Origin of the sequence: Serratia sp. SM04, from assembly GCF_040280225.1 — a bacterium.
Taxonomy (GTDB): Bacteria; Pseudomonadota; Gammaproteobacteria; order Enterobacterales; family Enterobacteriaceae; genus Serratia; species Serratia sarumanii.
In genome coordinates, this window is the sequence record NZ_JBEOQT010000007.1 from 64,921 (window position 1) to 82,079 (window position 17,159).

At 63.8% G+C, this 17,159-nt stretch carries 14 protein-coding genes; 3 read left to right on the forward strand and 11 right to left on the reverse strand.

Annotated elements, in window-relative coordinates; translation table 11 throughout:
* Positions 1-13: 13 nt before the first annotated feature.
* Positions 14-787: an SDR family oxidoreductase gene (locus tag ABTW55_RS11905; protein WP_033636374.1), complete on the reverse strand. Its 774-nt coding sequence runs from the start codon at positions 785-787 to the stop codon at positions 14-16.
* A 432-nt stretch (positions 788-1,219) separates the two neighbouring features.
* Between ABTW55_RS11905 and uspB the strand changes: the two genes are divergently transcribed.
* Complete coding sequence (gene uspB, locus ABTW55_RS11910) at positions 1,220-1,555, forward strand: universal stress protein UspB (RefSeq protein WP_016930435.1); 336 nt, start codon at positions 1,220-1,222, stop codon at positions 1,553-1,555.
* A gap of 73 nt (positions 1,556-1,628) precedes the next feature.
* On the opposite strand, the gene pitA is transcribed toward uspB, so the two are convergent.
* Complete coding sequence (pitA, locus tag ABTW55_RS11915; protein WP_033636373.1) at positions 1,629-3,131, reverse strand: inorganic phosphate transporter PitA; 1,503 nt, start codon at positions 3,129-3,131, stop codon at positions 1,629-1,631.
* Between the two features lie 300 nt (positions 3,132-3,431).
* Between pitA and ABTW55_RS11920 the strand changes: the two genes are divergently transcribed.
* Complete coding sequence (locus ABTW55_RS11920; RefSeq protein WP_049195613.1) at positions 3,432-4,631, forward strand: NAD(P)/FAD-dependent oxidoreductase; 1,200 nt, start codon at positions 3,432-3,434, stop codon at positions 4,629-4,631.
* A 77-nt stretch (positions 4,632-4,708) separates the two neighbouring features.
* Here the strand turns inward: ABTW55_RS11920 and ABTW55_RS11925 are convergent, their stop codons facing one another.
* The 4 genes from ABTW55_RS11925 to ABTW55_RS11940 all read right to left on the reverse strand — a co-directional run bounded on the left by ABTW55_RS11925 (position 4,709) and on the right by ABTW55_RS11940 (position 11,577).
* Positions 4,709-5,122: a VOC family protein gene (locus ABTW55_RS11925; RefSeq protein ID WP_049195614.1), complete on the reverse strand. Its 414-nt coding sequence runs from the start codon at positions 5,120-5,122 to the stop codon at positions 4,709-4,711.
* Positions 5,123-5,216: 94 nt separating this feature from the next.
* Entirely contained in the window at positions 5,217-7,397 is a 2,181-nt protein-coding gene (locus tag ABTW55_RS11930; protein ID WP_060423561.1) for a virulence factor SrfC family protein, read from the reverse strand.
* Positions 7,394-10,339 (reverse strand): virulence factor SrfB, encoded by a 2,946-nt coding sequence (locus tag ABTW55_RS11935; RefSeq protein WP_033654509.1) that lies wholly within the window; start codon positions 10,337-10,339, stop codon positions 7,394-7,396. Before ABTW55_RS11935 ends, ABTW55_RS11930 begins: the two co-directional genes overlap by 4 nt.
* A complete protein-coding gene (locus ABTW55_RS11940) occupies positions 10,339-11,577 on the reverse strand; it encodes an SrfA family protein (protein WP_060423564.1) in 1,239 nt (412 codons plus the stop codon). The genes ABTW55_RS11935 and ABTW55_RS11940 overlap by 1 nt, the downstream gene beginning before the upstream one ends.
* Before the next feature lie 283 nt (positions 11,578-11,860).
* Here ABTW55_RS11940 and ABTW55_RS11945 point away from each other — a divergent pair, with 283 nt between their 5' ends.
* Positions 11,861-12,778 (forward strand): DMT family transporter, encoded by a 918-nt coding sequence (locus tag ABTW55_RS11945; RefSeq protein ID WP_033654470.1) that lies wholly within the window; start codon positions 11,861-11,863, stop codon positions 12,776-12,778.
* Here ABTW55_RS11945 and ABTW55_RS11950 read toward each other — a convergent pair.
* From ABTW55_RS11950 to ABTW55_RS11970, 5 genes are all read right to left on the reverse strand, one after another.
* On the reverse strand, positions 12,775-14,268 hold the full coding sequence (locus ABTW55_RS11950; protein WP_060423567.1) for a PLP-dependent aminotransferase family protein: 1,494 nt from the start codon (positions 14,266-14,268) through the stop codon (positions 12,775-12,777). The two genes, ABTW55_RS11945 and ABTW55_RS11950, sit on opposite strands and share 4 nt — an antisense overlap.
* A 79-nt stretch (positions 14,269-14,347) precedes the next feature.
* Positions 14,348-14,971: a LuxR family transcriptional regulator gene (locus ABTW55_RS11955; RefSeq protein WP_033649366.1), complete on the reverse strand. Its 624-nt coding sequence runs from the start codon at positions 14,969-14,971 to the stop codon at positions 14,348-14,350.
* A gap of 109 nt (positions 14,972-15,080) precedes the next feature.
* Positions 15,081-15,620: a fimbrial protein gene (locus tag ABTW55_RS11960; protein ID WP_086556970.1), complete on the reverse strand. Its 540-nt coding sequence runs from the start codon at positions 15,618-15,620 to the stop codon at positions 15,081-15,083.
* Positions 15,620-16,564 carry a fimbrial protein gene (locus tag ABTW55_RS11965; protein ID WP_060423570.1) on the reverse strand — a complete coding sequence of 315 codons (945 nt, stop codon included), beginning with the start codon at positions 16,562-16,564 and terminating at the stop codon, positions 15,620-15,622. Before ABTW55_RS11965 ends, ABTW55_RS11960 begins: the two co-directional genes overlap by 1 nt.
* Positions 16,542-17,153, reverse strand: a complete 612-nt coding sequence (locus ABTW55_RS11970; RefSeq protein WP_033654468.1) for a fimbrial protein — start codon at positions 17,151-17,153, stop codon at positions 16,542-16,544. Before ABTW55_RS11970 ends, ABTW55_RS11965 begins: the two co-directional genes overlap by 23 nt.
* Positions 17,154-17,159 lie beyond the last annotated feature (6 nt).

A 17,159-nucleotide genomic window follows, 5' to 3' on the forward strand; every position in this document is an offset into this window, starting at 1 on the left:
CCCCCATGCGGCGTTACTTGGTAGTATAGCCGCCGTTGATCAGGATGGTTTGGCCGGTAACCCACCAGCCGTCGCTGACCAGGTGGCGGATGAACGGCACCACGTCTTCGATATCGGTGAGGCCGGTTTTGCTGAACGGCGACAGCGCCGCCGCGCTTTGGTGATACGCCACCGCATCGGCGCCTTCGGCCGGATAGAAGAACGGGGTGTCCATCGGGCCGGGGCCGACCGCCGTCACGGAGATGCCGCGCTCGCCGAACTCCTTGGCGGCGGCGCGGGTGAAGTGCTCCACCGGCGCTTTGGTGCCGGCGTAAGCGGCATAGAACGGCGTGAAGGCGCCGAGCAGCGAGGTGACCAGCGTGCAGATTTTACCGTTGTCGTTGAGGTGTTTGCCCGCCTCTTTCAGGAAGAAGAACGCGGTTTTGGCGTTGACCGCGGTCATCTCGTCGTACTCGGCCTCGCTGATGTCGACCATCGGTTTTTTCAGCACTTTGCCGACGGTATTGATGGCGATATCCGGCTTGCCGACGGCGGCGACCGCATCGGCGAACAGCTTCTCGACCGCGCCCGCGGTGGTCAAATCGGCCTGCAGCGCGACGCCTTGCGCCCCGGCGGCCTGGATGGCGGCGACGGTCTTATCCGCTTCGGCTTTGGAGGCGGCGCTGTTGTAGTGGATCACTACCGCTTTGGCGCCTTGTTCAGCCAAATCGCGCGCGATCAGCCCGCCGAGATTTTTGGCGCCGCCGGCGATCAGGACGGTTTTTCCCTTGATTGAATGGTTTGCCATAACAGTTTCCTTGGATGAGCGTAACGGAAACCTGAGTCTAGCCAGCGTGTGGGGAAAGATCAGCGGCGTGGGGCGGGATAGACTATCCAGGAAAAACGACTAATTGCAGACGAACGGTTATCACTTATAACGCCCCGGCGGGGGCGTTTCGGCGCGTGGCGGTAAATTTTATCCACTGATCAGGCCAGTTTGCGTTTCATTAACCTACAATGATGAATATGGGCCTCACCATTTCCCCTCTGAGTGGAATCACGCCGTGCAAATCTCTCTGTGCGGTGCGGTAACGTCTCTGGAGGCGGTGGGTTATGGGCATGGCCCGTGCAGGCAAAAAAGGGGATGAGAGCGGTAAGCTCCAGCAGAGTATCGGGTAATGAGGTAGGGCGGTTGGACCCGGCGGATGGCCGCGGATAACAACGCCTTGAGGGGGTAATCATGATCAGTACCGTCGCGCTGTTTTGGGCCTTATGTGTGGTGTGTGTGGTAAACATGGTGCGGTATTACTCTTCTCTGCGCGCATTGCTGGTGGTATTGCGCGGCTGCGATCCGCTGCTGTACCAATACGTCGATGGCGGCGGTTTCTTCACCGCCCACGGGCAACCCAGCAAGCAGCTGAGGCTGGTGCGCTATATCTTTGCGCAACGCTATGTCGAGCACCACGATCCGGAGTTTATTCGCCGCTGCGAGCGGGTGCGCGGGCAGTTCATGCTGACCTCGGCCCTGTGCGGCCTGGTGGTCATCAGCCTGATAGCGCTGATGATCTGGTATTAATGCCTTCCTGTTTCCCTTGATGCAGGCAAAAAAAAGGCGGCCCTGCGGCCGCCTTCCTCATGATGCTTATCGCTTAGATCAGCTTCAACGCAACCCAATACAGCGCACCGGAAAGCAGAATCGAGATTGGCAGGGTCAGTACCCAGGCCAACAGGATGTTCTTCACGGTTTTGCTCTGCACGCCGCCGCCGTCCACGATCATCGTCCCGGCAACCGCCGAAGAGAGGACGTGGGTGGTGGAGACCGGCATGCCGGTATAACTCGCCACGCCGATAGACAGCGCCGCGGTCATCTGGGCCGATACGCCCTGGGCGTAGGTCATGCCTTTCTTGCCGATCTTCTCGCCGATGGTGGTGGCCACGCGTTTCCAGCCCACCATGGTGCCGAGCGACAGCGCCAGCGCGACGGCGACGATGATCCACATCGGCGCGTACTCGACGGTCTGCAGCAGATCCTGACGCAGGTTCTTCAGGAAGCGCTGGTCGGCGGATGAGGTTTCCGGCAGCTTGGCGACTTTATCCGCCGTGTCGGTCACGCACATCAGCAGGCGGCGCAGGTGGCTGCGTTGCTCAACCGTCAGCTGATCGTAGCTTTGCAGGTTGGTCAGCATGCCCTGAGCCAGCTCGATCGCCGGCATGGCGCGCGAACTGTCGCAGTGGAACTCGGCCGGCTTGTTAGGCGCAGCTTCGTCATCCGGGCTTGGCACCAGCGGCGTCAGCGACACCGCATGCGACAGCGCGTCGCCGTGCTGCTGGTAATATTGCTGCAGGTGGGTCACGGCGTCACGCGTACGGGTGATGTCATAACCGGTTGCATTCATATTGACCACGAAGCCGGCCGGCGCAACGCCGATCAGCACCAGCATGATCAGGCCGATGCCTTTCTGGCCGTCGTTGGCGCCGTGCGAGAAGCTGACGCCAATCGCCGACAGGATCAGCGCGATACGGGTCCAGAACGGCGGCTTGCGTTTGCCGTCGACCTTTTCACGTTCCGCAGGGGTCATGTGGATACGCTGGCGTTTCTTGGTGCCACTCCAATAGCGGCGCAAGGCGAACACCATCACTCCCGCCACCATCATGCCGACCAGCGGCGAGAACAGCAGAGAAAGGAAAATACCAATCATTTTCGGGACGTTAAGCGCATCCACCACCGAAGTGTGGGTCATCAGGGCGTTGGTTAAACCGACACCGATGATTGCGCCTATCAGCGTATGGGAACTGGAGGCCGGCAGACCGAAATACCAGGTGCCGAGGTTCCAGATGATTGCCGCCAACAGCATGGAGAAGACCATGGCTAATCCGTGTGCTGAACTGACGTTCAACAACAGATCGGTAGGCAGCAAGTGGACGATGGCGTAAGCAACACTCAAACCGCCGAGCATTACGCCAAGAAAGTTGAACAAACCTGCCATCACGACCGCAAGTTGCGAGCGCATGGCGCGGGTATAAATAACTGTAGCGACCGCATTGGCCGTATCATGAAAACCGTTGATGGCTTCATAAAACAACACGAACAACAATGCGAGAATTAACATCAGGCCGGTATGGAAATCCAGGCCAGCGAACAAATGCAGCATAAGCGTTACGCCAGTTTGTGGACATGAACGCCGCGCATTATCAGTGACAACCGGGGCCGGGGAAAAGGAAAATATGACGTTTTTTTGATTTGGACATGACGAAACGATGACGCGCCTATAACAAAAATATGGAATATCAATGCGTTATTCTCCTCTGACCTCTGTAATATTTTCTTACTATGGCGTTGGCGGCGCCGGGGCTTTACAATCTGCCGCCGTGAATTTGGCGGTGACCGGCGGCGAAACGGCGTAATATGGCGCCCTTTTGTCGCGATTGTGGTTTTGATAAGAGAGGCTCAGGTGGAACAGTTTGATGTCGTAGTGATTGGGGCGGGCGCCGCCGGCATGTTTTGCGCCGCGCAGGCGGGGCAACTCGGTTGCCGCGTGTTGCTGCTCGACAACGGCAAAAAACCGGGCCGCAAGATCCTGATGTCCGGCGGCGGGCGCTGCAACTTTACCAACATGTATGCCGAACCGGCGGCCTACCTGTCGAACAACCCGCACTTTTGCAAGTCGGCGCTGGCGCGCTACACCCAGTGGGACTTCATCGATCTGATCAACCGCTACGGCATCGCCTACCATGAAAAAACGCTGGGGCAGCTGTTCTGCGACGACTCGGCGCAGCAGGTGGTGGATCTGCTGGTCAAAGAGTGCGAGCTGGGCCAGGTGACGATGCGCCTGCGCAGCGAAGTGCTGGGCGTGGAGAAAACCGAACATGGCTACGCGCTGGCGCTGAATGGTGAAAAAGTGAGTGCTCGCTCACTTGTGGTGGCCAGCGGCGGTTTGTCCATGCCGGGGCTGGGCGCTTCGCCGTTCGGTTACAAGCTGGCGGAGCAGTTCGGCCTCAGGGTGCTGCCGACGCGCGCCGGGCTGGTGCCTTTTACCCTGCATAAGCCGCTGCTGGAGCATGTGCAGACGCTGTCCGGCGTCTCGGTGCCGGCGGTGATCACCGCCGAGAACGGCGTCAGCTTCCGTGAAAGCATCCTGTTTACCCATCGCGGCTTGTCCGGCCCGGCGGTGCTGCAGCTGTCCAGCTACTGGCAACCGGGTGAGTATGTGAGCGTTAACTTACTTCCTGAGCTGGATTTGGCGGCCTTCCTGGATGATCAACGCCGCCAGCACCCGAACCAAAGCCTGAAAAACACCCTGGCGCTGCAATTGCCGAAGCGGTTGGTGGAGTGCTTGCAAACCCTGGGACAACTGCCGGAGGCCACGCTGAAGCAGCTGAATGCGCCGCAGCAGGCGGCGCTGGTGGAGCTGTTGCAGAACTGGCGCGTGCAGCCGAACGGCACCGAAGGCTACCGCACGGCGGAAGTGACGCTCGGCGGCGTCGACACCAACGAACTTTCCTCCAAGACGATGGAAGCCCACAAGGCGCCGGGGCTCTATTTTATCGGCGAAGTGGTGGACGTGACCGGGTGGTTGGGTGGCTACAACTTCCAGTGGGCGTGGAGCTCGGCCTGGGCCTGCGCCCAGGCGTTGGCGGCGCAGGAGCGTTAACGTTCAGCAGCGTGAAGGGGCTAGGCCGATTTAGAAGGCTATTTTATGATTATCCGACATCCGGAACACACCGTGATTTAATCGGCCGCCGGCCCCTTAAGCTCTATGCGATTGCCGTCCGGATCGCTGAAGTAAACCGATGGCCCGTCGCCTTCCGCACCGTAGCGCGATTCAGCAGGATCGACGGCGATCCCCTGCGATCGCAGATAGGCCAGCAGCTCGACTTCGTTGAAAGGATCGATGCGCAGGCAGAGGTGATCGACATTTTGCCGGTGAGGATCGGGCGCGTCGCCGCCTTTTTTTCCAAGCTGGCCGTTCACGTCGACCAGATCAATCATGGCCGTTCCGGCGCGCAGGTGCACCAGCCCCAAATCGGGCCGCCGTTTGGCGATGTCGCAACCCAGCGTCTGGGTATAGAACCGCAGGCTTTTTTCCGCATCGCGCACGCGCAGAACCACATGATCGATAGTCTTCAGGCTGAAAGGGGGCATGATTTTCTCCCAGAATCGCTGCATTACTCATCAGCATAATCGGCAACGCCCGATTTATCCTGTTTTCGCCCCCTATTGCTGCCAGAGCCGCCGCTTATCGCAGAGTCGCCACGATCTCTTCCAACGCCGCGCGCTGCGCCTCGCCGAGCGCGCTTTCCGTCGCCGCATTCTCCGCCAGCAGGGTTTGCAGGCCGATCAGCCAGTCATAGATATAAAACGCGGTGTTTTTGGTCGGCGTCGGCGCCAGCCGGGTTAACCGCTGCTGGCTGCTCCAGTCCACCGCCGGCTGCGGCGGCGGGGTAAAGATCGGCTGGCCGGGGTTGACGCGGCTCTCGGGGCGCGTTGCCGCATCGCGCCGCTGGAAGCCGAGCCAGGCGACGAAGTCGCCCAGTATCGCCAGCGCCTGGCTGATTTGCCGATCTTCACTCTGTTCCGGCAGGCCCCCGGCGCACAGCGCGCGTTCCAGCTCATCATCGAGCCGCAGGCGGCAGGCGGCGCCGATCAGCGCATCGACCAGCAGTTCCAGGTGCGGCTTTTCGACGCCGAGCAGCTCCAGCAACCGGCGGCTGTCCGGCAGGCTGCGCAGATGGTTGATCCAATCCGCGAATACCCGCGCGGCAAAGGATGACGCGGGGGGCTCGCCGGATGCCGGGATTTGCGGCGCGCCGAACAGATCGATGTCGAGCCCGAACGGTACAGGCGTCGTCGTCGGGGCCGGCGCGGCGTGCTGCTGTTGCTGATAAAGCTGGCGCAACGTATCGCGCTGCGGCAACAGCCGTTCCAGCAGTTCGCCGTGGCGGCCGGCCTGCGCCTGCAGCGCGCGCAGCAGCTGTTGGCCGCGTTGCTGCGCCGCGTGCGGATCGGCGGCGGTGAGCCAGTTGCCGAGCAGGCTTTCCGTCAGCTCACGCTGCAACTCTTCGCGCTGTTCGAGCAGGCGCGCTTGCTTCTGGGCCGGGCGCGCCTGGGTGGCCAGGTAACTTACCATGCGGCGGCAATCCTGTTCATCCAGCGCCAGCAGCGTGGCCCAGCTGTCGCCGGGCTCGCCGACCTGGCGCTGTACGGCGTCGTCGGGGCGCGCTTTGCCTTCCCCGCGTTGATCGAACGGCGTGATCGCCCAGATCAGGCCGGGTTTGCGGCGCTGGCGCAGCGCCGGGGTTTCTCCCTGAGTCTGATTGACCCAGTTGGCGAGCGCCTGGCCGACGCGGGCGGCGTCCTGCGGCGTGGCGGCGGCATCGGCCACCAGCAGCAGGTTGGCGTGCAGGCCGTCTGCGCAGCGGGTCAGCAAATGGGCGCGTTTCGCCTGTTGCAGCCGCTGCGTCGGTTCCGCCTGCGGGCAGGCGCGGCTGCCGGGCAGGTCGATCAGCGCCACGTCGGCGGGCAGGCCCGCCTGCGCCGTCTGCGGCAGAACGGTGGTGACTTCGGCGGTCAGCCAGGTCAGATCGCTCAACGCGATCTTCCGTTCACCGCCGTGTTCGGCCATCACGACGATCGCGGCGTTTTCCGCTGCGGCGCTCGCGGTCAGCAGCGGTAAGGCGCGGTGCGGAGCATGAACCTGTCGGCTGCCGCCGAGGGCATGCAGCGTGTGCGCCAGCTGGCGATAATGCGCCGTCAGCGTCGTTTCCTCTCCCCACAGCGGCGCAAACAGGCGCGCGCGATCGTCGATGCTCAGCTGCGGCGCCAGCGCCACGGCCTGCGGCCAGAAATGCCTGTCCAGCGTCTGTTGCCCCTTGTCGCCGTGGCGGCGTTGGCTATCCCACAGCGCCAGCACATCGCTGTCGCTGAGGCCGTCGAGGGCGACGGCTTGGCGGTGACGCGCCAACGCTTGCAGATGGCCGGCGATCGCGCGGGCGTCCCAGTCCAGCCGGAAGCCGCCCATCGCGGCGGCATCGAGCGTGATGGCCAGCCACTGCGCTTCATCGAGCAGCGCGAGGGCGAGAGGATACTCGGTGGACGGCGTCGGCGCGGTGGCGCAGTAACGCACCGCCAGCGCGGCGTCGCCGTGCAGCCTTTCTGCGCCGGGGGCCAGCGCCGCCAGCAGGTGGGCCTTGGCGGCGGCGTTGTGGCCGTACAGGCCGATAGCGACCTGCGCAGGTTGTGCCTTCGCCAATTGCAGTGCGCGGTTATGGCAACGGCGCAGGCGCAGCGTCAGGCGATCGGCTTCCCGTTCCAAACGGGTGGACTGCCGGCGCGCGGTGTCCACCCACGCGATCGCCTGCAGAATGCCGGCGCTGAGTGCGTGGTTCGGGGCCGATTGGGCGGTAGTGATAGCTTTCATCGTGGGTAAATGCTCCCGCTGTCTATCCAGTAGTGGGTCGCGCCGGAGGCGCTGGCAGCCAGGGTATTGAGTTTCAGTTGCAGATGGTGCGCCGGGACGGGGCTGCCGTCGGCCAGCAACGCCTGCGCGATCCTGACGCTTTCCGCGCCCTGTTCGGCACTGGCGGTAATGGCCAGCCGCAGGGTGATCACCGCGTCGCCGGCCAGTTTGCGCGCCAGCTGGGCGTCATTGATGGTCAGCGTATAGAGCGGCGAGGCCGGCCAGCGTTCGTTGTCCAGTTGGCGGAAGCCCAGGCGCAGCGGGCCGCGCAGCTGGAAGCTGCCGGCGGGGTCGAGCGCGAAGTCGGCGCGATCCAGATCGATGTCGCGGTAATAGACGTTATCGTCCGCCAGCATGTTGTTGCCGTCCAGCATGCCCAGGTGGCGAATGGTGGAGTAAGGCTGGAAATCGCCGACGTTGAAGTAAAAGCTCTCCAGCCGCAGGTCGATCGCCAGCAGGCACAACATGGCGCCCACCGCGGCGGTGGATTTCGGGTTGTCGATGCGGCCGCGCTTGTTGAACGGGTACCAGCTGCGGGTGTGGTAGCCCTCGAGCGGCAGAATGCGGCTGGCGGGCAGCGGCTGCAGATGGCGCAGCAGCGCCTGCACGCCGGGGAAACGCGCCGGGCGGCCGGTCAACAGCAGCACGTCGCAGGTATACAGCGCCACCACCTCGGCCAGCAGGCGCAGGCAGCGGCCGATGCCGATGCGATCGGACAAGAAGGCGGCGTGCAGATCGGCCAGGCGGATCACCAGCGGGGTGTGCAGAATCTCGAAGGCGTCGCTGTCGGCTTCGCGCTGCACCTCGCCGTTGATAAACGCCAGCACCTGCGGCGTCGGCGGCTGCGGCAGCAAATCGCCCAGGCTGGCGGCGATTTCCGCCCGGCTGTCCAGCGGGTCGTATTCTTCATAGGCGCCGAGCAGCGCGCGCCCGGCGGGCATGAAAATCTGCAGCGCGGCCTGCTGGCGCAGGGTGGAAAGCCCGTCCATACGCCCTTCGTTGCCGAACAGCCTGTCCATCAACGCCGGGGCGGCGCTTACGCCGGCGGCTTCGAACGCCTGCTGCACGGCGGGCAGGATAAACTGCTGGATGGCGTCCAGCAGGATATCGTCGCCGGCGACTTTAAAGCCCTCGCGGAACAGCAGGCGCGGGTTGATTTTGATGTTGTTGCCCACGCCGTCGTCGAGCGAATAGTGCGTGATCGCCAGATCGGTGGTGCCGCCGCCGATGTCGATGGAGGCGATGCGCAGCGTTTTGCCCGCCTGCTCATCCGGCGCCAGCGGCCGGTCGGGCCGGGCCATGGCGGCGAAAAAGGCGTCGGTGCGGCCGGCGAAGTTCACCTGGGTTTCATTGTACAGATAGACCATCTGGCCGCAGGTGGCCTCGTCCCACTCCATCTGCACCTGCGGCGCCGGGAAGCGGGCGTGCGCGCCGTCGAACGGCGCATCCTGCGGGTGCCAGTCGAGGGCCTTCCACACCAGCCCGATCGCCTCCTGCATGCGGCGGCGGAAGATCTCGCGCTCCGGTTTCGGCATCGCCGAAGGCAGCGTCAGAATGATGGCGCGCAAACGGCGCGGCGCGGCGGCGTTCGGCATGCGGCTGCGCTGGGCGATGCTGTTGATCTGCATCAGCGCCTGCGCCAGCAGCTCGCTCAGCATCAGCGTCATCACCGCGCTGCGGCTGTAATGGGCGGCGAACACCGGCAGCCGTTGCGCCGTCGGCAGGGCGGACAGCGGCACGCCTTCGTCGTTGATCAGGGTGGTCAACGGCGCGGCGGCGGCCATCGGCTCGTGCTGCTCGTTGAAGCGCCAGCCGGGCGCATAGCGCTCCTCGTCCCACAGGTAGCGGCGCGGGCTGGAAATGCCGGTAGTGCCTTCATGGCCCGTTCGCCGCTGCGCCAGCTGTGCGGCTTCGCGGCCGACGCGGGTGATGGACGGCCACTGGAAGGCGTCGTCGCGCCCGCTCTGGAACGACAGATGCGGCTTGCCGAAGCCGGCCCGAGAAAACTCCACCCGGCTCTCGAACAGTTCGTTGTAGACGCGGTGCGGTTCGGACAGCGAACGCAGCTGCAGCTCGTAGGTTTGCTTCAGGCCGTTGCTCTCCTCCGGATGATCCTCGACCAGCACGCCGCAGGTGTGGGAGTTGCCGACGTCCAGCACCAGATCGACGTCGATCGCCGGTTGCTGCAGCGTCGCCGCCACCATCTTTATCTGCGGCACCGCCAGCTGATGGCCAAGCATGTGCAACAGATTGAGGTAGTGCGCCTGATACTCGAAGGTTTTCAGCCCGGCGTTGATCTCCACTTCGGCGCGCTGCTCCCGCTCGGCGGCGCGCTGGCTGAACGCCTCGCGCAGCCAGCCGTCCACCCAGGTCAGATCGAGGAACTCGCCCAGCTCGTGGTTGCGGTGCGCCAGCGCGAAACGGAGATCGGTGCCGAGATCGCTTTCGCCCGGCGCCAGCGCCTCCTGGCCGGGCGCCGCGGCGCGGGTGTCGAAGGCCAGCACCACGCGCAGCAGGTTGCCGTCCTGATCCGGTTCATCCAACTGCACCACCTGCAGGCGCGCCCAGTTGTCCGGGCCCGACAAGAACAGGCCCGCCGGGGTGTGGCGCAAGCAGGGCAGCGGCAACCAGAGCTTATCCAGCAGGTGCAGCGACTGCTGCAGCGGATAGCTGAACTCCGGCCGCACCACTTCGGCGGCCTGGTCGCCCACGGCCGGCAGCTGATATTTGCCGCTCTCGGCCTCCCATTGCAGGCGCAGCAGCGGGCCGCTGGCGGTCTTGCGCACGAATTTGCCGGGAAACTCGGCGTCCAGCAGCGGCGTCAGGGCAAAGTCCAGAAACTGAATGCCGCTGTCCTGAATCAGCGTAATGCCGTGTTTGTAGTCCGTAAGGGGTGCCAGCATCATTTACTCTCGCGCTTGAACGTCATGGGATAGGTGGTGTCCGCATCGTAGCGGCCGGTGCACTCCGCCGCGCCGGTGTCGCCCTGGCGGCAGACGATCTCCGGGATCTGGTAGCGGCTGCCGTCGCTGCAGCGCGCCTTGGTGCGGCTGTTGATCACCAGATTGCCGGACTGCATCAGCCCGGCTTCGACCGCCACCCGGCAGCTGACGCCGTCGCCGTAGGCGATAACGGCGATGCCTTTGCCGCCGTTCAGACGATATTGCAGGCTGGGGCGCTTGCCGGTAATCGGGTCTTTCAGCGCCACCGTGGCGCGCCATTTGCCATTAAGGAAACGGGTGGAGCCGGCCTTCACCGCCTCGGGCGGCAGCACCAGCGCATGTTTGTCCAGCGGCTGCGGGATGACCGGCGCCGGTGGCGGCGGCATCAGCGTCGCGTGCGCCAGCGGCAAGCGCAGTTTGGCCAACGGCGCGGCGGTTTTTTCCGGCGGCGCCGGATGCTGGACCTCCGCCGGCATCGCCGGTTGCGGCGGCGGCGAGCGGTGCAGCCAGGCGGCCAGCGCCGCACTGCCCAGCAACAGTACGGGTAACAGCCAGAGAGCGTAGCGCCGGCGCGGGCGAACGGCGGCAGAGGATTCGATAGGCGCTGCCGGGGCGGGCGCCGGTTCAGGCTCGGCGGCCGGGGCCGGTTTTACCGGTTCGACAACGGCCGTCTTGCGCGGTGCGGCGGCGATCGGCGCCGGTTTTTCCACTTCCGATTCGATCGGGCGCAGGCAGGCCAGCGGATCGTCCGGGCTCTGCGCCTGCGGCTTGATAAAGCCCCAGAAGGTCAGCACCGGCCGATCGTCCACCAGGTAAACGTGGTTGGGGTCGGGCATGTGCATCGCTTTGGCCAGCAGCGCGCCGAACAGGCGATGGCTGGGGTGATCGGTCGCCTGGGCCTGTTCCGTCAGGCTGCGGAAGGTCGTCAGGCAGTGTTCCAGGTGGCGCACCGCCTGCGCGCGCTGGGCGTCGCTCGCCGCCAGCCAGGAGGTGACCTTGCCGGGGAAGGGCGCATACCAGTCGATGCGGGTGCCGCTTTCGTTCGGCTGGGGGATCGCCAGACAGTCGGCGGCCTGCTGCTGCCGGCGAAGACGCAGGGTTTCCCGCAGCTGCTGCGCGCAGGCGTAGACCGGTTGCCCGTTTTCGCCTAAAGCCAGCACATCATCCAAACTGCCACTGCGTAAGAAGGGTTTCACCACGGCACCGCACCTTGTCCTGTTCTGCAAAAACGCATAAAAGTCCATGATACCCCGCAGGCAGAGCCGCCAAACGGCCAAGGACAGCCCGAAAAACGCCCTTCTTTGGCGTTAGCGGAACCGGCACAGTGAAAATCTCGCTATCCGGACCTGTCCGTGAACCGCTTTATCTGAAAAATAGAACCTGGCCCCGGCAAGTGACGCCGGGGAACGATGTTCTCTTTCACTATGATATCGCCTCGCGGGTTGCCGATTTCGGTATGCCTCAGGCGTGCGGAGCGTTCACATGACGGACAGTCAGTCTGAAAAAACTCTCGTTGTTCCCCCTGCGCATCCCGCCGCCGGGCATTCGCCCCAGGGCTGGATGAACGGCTTCCTCGGCATGATTATTTTCAGCGGCTCGCTGCCCGCCACGCGGGTGGCGGTGCTGGAGCTCGATCCGCTGTTTCTGACGGCGGTCAGGGCGGCGATCGCCGCCTTGCTGGCGCTGTGTGCGCTGCTGATCACCCGCCAGGCGCGGCCGACGCGGGCCGATTTGCCGCCGCTGCTGTTTGTGGCGCTCGGCGTGGTCATCGGTTTTCCGCTGCTGACGGCGCTGGCGCTGCAGCACACCACCTCGGCGCATTCGCTGGTGTATATCGGCCTGCTGCCGTTGGCGACCGCCGGTTTTGGCGTTTTGCGCGGCGGAGAGCGGCCCAAGCCCGCTTTTTGGGCTTTTTCAGGCGTCGGCGCCGTGCTGGTGGGCGCTTTCGCGCTAAGCCAGGGGAGCGGCGGAGCCTGGCAAGGGGATGCGCTGATGATCGGTGCGGTGCTGCTGTGCGGCCTGGGTTATGCCGAAGGGGCGGTGCTGTCGCGCCGGATCGGCGGCTGGCAGGTGATCTCCTGGGCGCTGGTGGCGGCGTTGCCGTTGACGCTGGCGGCCACTTGGCTGGCGGCGCCGGCCGGTTGGCCTGCCGTCAGCGGCGCCGCCTGGCTGTCGCTGGTTTACGTCTCGGTGTTCAGCATGTGGATTGGGTTTATTTTCTGGTATCGCGGCCTGGCGCAGGGCGGCATCGCCGCCGTCGGGCAGTTACAGCTGCTGCAGCCGTTCTTTGGCCTGGCGCTGGCGGGCTGGCTGCTGCAGGAAACCGTCCAGCCGATGATGATCGCCGTGATGGCCGGCGTGGTGGTTTGCGTGTTCGGCGCCAAGCGCTTTTCCCGCTAGGCGCCGTTGCCGGCGCAGGCTCGGATCACCTCGCCGAGCCGTTCCACCGCCTGTTGCACCTGGCGGTCGGCGTAACCGCCCAATCCCAGCACCAGACCCGGCTCACCGTGGCCGGGCGCATACATCGGCGACACCGCCCGCAGCGCCAATCCGGCTTCGTTGGCGCATTGGGCGACCCGCACGTCATCGAGATCTTTCCTCAGCCACAGCACCATGTGCATGCCCTGATCGCAGGGCTGCACTATCGCCAGCTCAGCGGGGATGTGCGTGTTGATCGCCTCGATCAGCACCCGGCGTTTCTCGGCGTAGACGCCGCGCATTTTGCGGATATGCCGGTCGAGATACCCTTCGGCGATAAAGGCGGCCAGCACGTGTTGATCCGCGCTGGGCGGATGGCGATCCATCAGGATCCTGGCGCCGCAAAAGGCGTCGACCAGCGGCGGCGGCACGATGGCGTAACCCAGCCGCAGCGAAGGGAACAGCACCTTGCTGAAGGTGCCGAGATAGAGCGTTCGCTCGGGTGCCAGCCCCTGCAGCGAAGGGAACGGGTGGCCGGCGTAGCGCATCTCGCTGTCGTAGTCGTCTTCCACGATCCAGGCCTGCCGCTCTTTGGCCCAGGCCAGCAGGGCGCTTCTTTTCGCCATGCTCATCGGCATGCCCAGCGGATATTGATGTGACGGCGTGACAAAGGCGGCGCGGGCGTCGGCGGCCAGACGCACGCCGGCGGCAACGTCGATGCCGTCGTCGGCGACGGGCACCCTAATCATGTGCCGATCGCGAAACAGGCTGTCGAAAATGGCGGTAATGCCGGCGTAGGCGGGATCTTCGACCCAGGCGCTGTCGCCGGCGTCCAGCAGGATCTGCGCGGCCAAATAGAGCCCTTGTTGCGTGCCGGAGGTGATGAGGATTTGCTGCGGCGTGCAGTTTACCGAGCGGGAACGGCGCACATAGTCGCAGATGGCTTCGCGCAGCGGCAACGCGCCCAGCGGATCGCCGTAGCCTGACGGGGCGCCGGGGCCGCGCGCCCGGATGCGGTTGCCGAGCCGCCGCCAGATATCGTCGGGCGCGGTATCGCCGATCGGCACCGAGACGGTGAACGGCACCGGCGGCAACGCCCGCGCCTGGGCGGCAAAGCGCGCCAGATGCTGCGCCTGTGCGGAAAGTGGCACGGCTGTGGACGGAGCGGCCTGCACCGTGGCGTGCGGCGTGCGGCGCGGAGCCTGATAGTGGGCGACCCGGGTGCCGGAGCCGGGCTGCGGTTCGAGAAAACCTTCCGCCGTTAGCTGAGCGAACGCCTCCAATACCGTGCCGCGCGCCAGATTCAGCGCCGCCGACAGCCGGCGCGTCGAGGGCAGCAGGTCGCCCGCTTTCAGATCGCCCCGGTGGATGGCCTGGCGCAGGGCCTGCGCCAGCTGGTGGCTAAGTTGACCCGCCTGACGATCGAGCTCGCCGAGGGCGGGGACGTCAACGGCTTTGGCTGTTCTGGGCATGCATTCCGGCTCGCTTTGCAGTGCGAAAATGAGTATTCAGAGTAAACCACTCTGGCGTCACTCGCGAGCCTTTTGTCGCTCAGTTCAGCTCCCGCTGATTCAGCAGCACCCGATTCAACTCGCTGTTTTTGCGCACGTTCAGCTTGCGCATCGCCGAACGTTTGTGGGCGCTGATGGTTTTCTGGCTGCGCTGCAGCAGGCCGGCGATGCTACAGGCGGACATGCCGCTGCTCATCAGGCCCAGCACCTTTTTCTCACAGTGGCTCAGCGCGGCGAGGCGGCAGGCCTGGCATTTCCATATGTCGGCGGCGTGCAGCGCCATCCACGGCTGCTGAATGAATTTTTCCAGCGCCATCTGCAGCTTGAGGCGAATGGCGTAAACCGAGTCGCGCCGGTGGATGCTGAACAGCGGAGACAGGTTTTTCACCTGTTGCTGGGCCGTGTCGTCGAGGATCAGCAAGGTCAGCTGCCGCTGGCGCGGGATGCCGTAGGGGCTCCGGTAGCAGCAGGCGCAGCCCCAGCGCTCTTCCGGCGTGCGGAACACGATTTCGATGTTATCCAACGCCTGCAGCGCCAGCGGCGAGAACTGCGGGTACAGGCGTTGGCATTCGTTCAGGGAGTGCAGATAGTCCTGCAGCAGCAGACGCAGCCCCTGCTGGTAGAAGTTATCGCTGTCGAACAGCGTGAAGCGAATATCTGGCATGGGTGGCTCCTTAAAAGGCCGCGGCGCCGCGCCGGAGCGAACGGTGACGGCCAATCGCCGGCGTTCGCGCGCCGGTCGTTTTCCTGATTTCCCTGGGGCGGTGCGGGGCTTATTGGTACGCCAGCACAAAATTGGCGACGGAACTGAATTCGCCTTCGGTAAGGCTTTTATCTTTCATCGCGCTCGGCCGGGCCTGGACATAGGCGCTGAACCTCAGGGCGTTGGGGCCGTCTTGCAATGTCACCGCATCGGTCGGCGTGCCCAGATCAATCGCTTTGCCAGCACCGTCAAACAGCGCGATAGCGGCGCCGTTGGCGCCATTGTTGATCGCCAGCTTGCCCGGCAGTTCGGCATCTTCGGTGCCGGTAAAGGTGGCGGTGACCGATTTGAAAACGGCGGTTTTACAGTCGGTTAAGCGAATGGAAAATGACACGGGGTTGGTATGGCCGTAGCGGTACAAGGTTTTGATCAACACCGTATCCATCTCGACGGTCTGGTGAAGAGACTGCGGGTCGATATTGCAGGGTCTGCTTACCACGGAGCCGAAAAAGTCTATTTCCTTATTTTCCGCCGCGACTGCGGAGGAAAATAGAAAACCGATGCCGCACAGAGCGGTGATTGTCCGATAGCTCTTCATCATCACCACCATTAAATATAATTAATCAGCAAGATTACGGTCTTGCGGAAATTGCCTTCCTGTCCTTCCCCGCTGGCCTGCAATGAGGCGCTGTAGGATTTTTGCACCTGATCGCGGCCACTCATGTCGGCAAAGCTGTCGAACTGATTGTATTTAATCCATTTGGGGTTGGAATTATCGTGGATGCGCAAGGTTGAACCATTGTCCATATTCAAGCCGGTAGCGTCGGTCAGCGTGCCGTTTTTCACCATGAAATTGGCCTCCAGCGCGAAGCTGTCGCTGCAGCCGTTTTTGCGGATCAAGATGCTGAAATCCTTGCTCGCTACGGTGCCCGCATTGGGTTTCCAAGTCGGGATCTCACCGAAGTCAACGCCTTCCGGGGTTGAAAGCTCCACCGAAGCGGCGCACTGGATCACCTTGATTTTATCCAGCCCGGTTAGGGTGAAACGGTAATTTTTTCCCGGGTGGACGTTGATGCCGCCTACGCCATCGAGCTGAAAAACGGCGATCTGACTGGCGCCCCCTGCGGTGATTTCTCCGGTTTTTTGCAAATAAACCTGATAGTTGACATGACCGAGCTCCCGTTGCTTGGGGGTACGAAACATATCGGTTTGTACTCGGGAGTTGATCAAGCCGAGATCCCGGCCGTTATAAATCACCCCCATGGCGATGCCGGTGGCGAACTGCCGGTTGTCCGGATTGGGATAGAAATAAACCCATTCCCCCTTGGGTTTGCTGGCGTGCGCCCAGCACATAACGTCGCGGCTCATCGGTTTAGAGGTCCAAAGCCGGCTGCCGACCGGTAAGGTGGCCGGTATGGTCAACCGGCCGATATCCTCGCTCTCTTCGGTAATGCCGTTCTCGGTATTCAGGTGGCATTCCAGCGCCTGAGCGCCGAACGGCGTCGCCAGGCAACCCAGCAACGCCAGGCGTTTATAAATAGACCAGCTGGACATGCACCACTCCTTTGAATTGGTTTGCTTCGATGAACGGACGGGTTGATTCCAATTGAGCGCTGAACCACAACGTATTGCCGCCCGGCTGCAATACATAGGGGGCGCCGGGTTGGTTGAGGGACAATGCACGGCCCCGTTGATCTTTCAGCCGCAGGCCAACGCCTTGTACGCCGCCGTGCAGCTTCAGCAACTGCGGATTGTCGGGATCGCTTTCACCGAGGAACACCAGCGTGGCGGCCTGCTCCCCCCGCAGGTAGAGCAGGCCGGCATCGCCATTGCGCATGCCGGCCGGATTGTCCGCCAGCGCCCGCGCGCCCAGCAGGCAATGGGTAAAGGCGAGACGAAAACGTACCGGCGCGCTTTGATCGCCGACACGCCGGAAGGCGAGCGTGCCGATCTCACCGAGATCGACCGACTGATCGCGGCTGTCCGGCGCCAGGCTGCAGGGAGAGCTCAGCAGAGCGCCCTGAAAACCGACGGTGCCGCTGGTGCCCTGAACCTCTCCCGGCGGAGAGGCCATCGCGGCGCCGTTGCCGAGCAGCAAGGCGCCGATCAGCAGAGGCCGCAGGCGGCCGGTGAAGTCAGCCATGGCGTA

Coding starts and splice junctions, on each gene's coding strand:
- ABTW55_RS11905 (WP_033636374.1), bottom strand. CDS start 787: ATGGCAAACCATTCAATCAAGGGAAAAACCGTCCTGATCGCCGGCGGC.
- uspB (WP_016930435.1), top strand. CDS start 1,220: ATGATCAGTACCGTCGCGCTGTTTTGGGCCTTATGTGTGGTGTGTGTG.
- pitA (WP_033636373.1), bottom strand. CDS start 3,131: ATGCTGCATTTGTTCGCTGGCCTGGATTTCCATACCGGCCTGATGTTA.
- ABTW55_RS11925 (WP_049195614.1), bottom strand. CDS start 5,122: ATGCCCCCTTTCAGCCTGAAGACTATCGATCATGTGGTTCTGCGCGTG.
- ABTW55_RS11930 (WP_060423561.1), bottom strand. CDS start 7,397: ATGAAAGCTATCACTACCGCCCAATCGGCCCCGAACCACGCACTCAGC.
- ABTW55_RS11935 (WP_033654509.1), bottom strand. CDS start 10,339: ATGCTGGCACCCCTTACGGACTACAAACACGGCATTACGCTGATTCAG.
- ABTW55_RS11945 (WP_033654470.1), top strand. CDS start 11,861: ATGACGGACAGTCAGTCTGAAAAAACTCTCGTTGTTCCCCCTGCGCAT.
- ABTW55_RS11950 (WP_060423567.1), bottom strand. CDS start 14,268: ATGCCCAGAACAGCCAAAGCCGTTGACGTCCCCGCCCTCGGCGAGCTC.
- ABTW55_RS11955 (WP_033649366.1), bottom strand. CDS start 14,971: ATGCCAGATATTCGCTTCACGCTGTTCGACAGCGATAACTTCTACCAG.
- ABTW55_RS11960 (WP_086556970.1), bottom strand. CDS start 15,620: ATGGTGGTGATGATGAAGAGCTATCGGACAATCACCGCTCTGTGCGGC.
- ABTW55_RS11965 (WP_060423570.1), bottom strand. CDS start 16,564: ATGTCCAGCTGGTCTATTTATAAACGCCTGGCGTTGCTGGGTTGCCTG.
- ABTW55_RS11970 (WP_033654468.1), bottom strand. CDS start 17,153: ATGGCTGACTTCACCGGCCGCCTGCGGCCTCTGCTGATCGGCGCCTTG.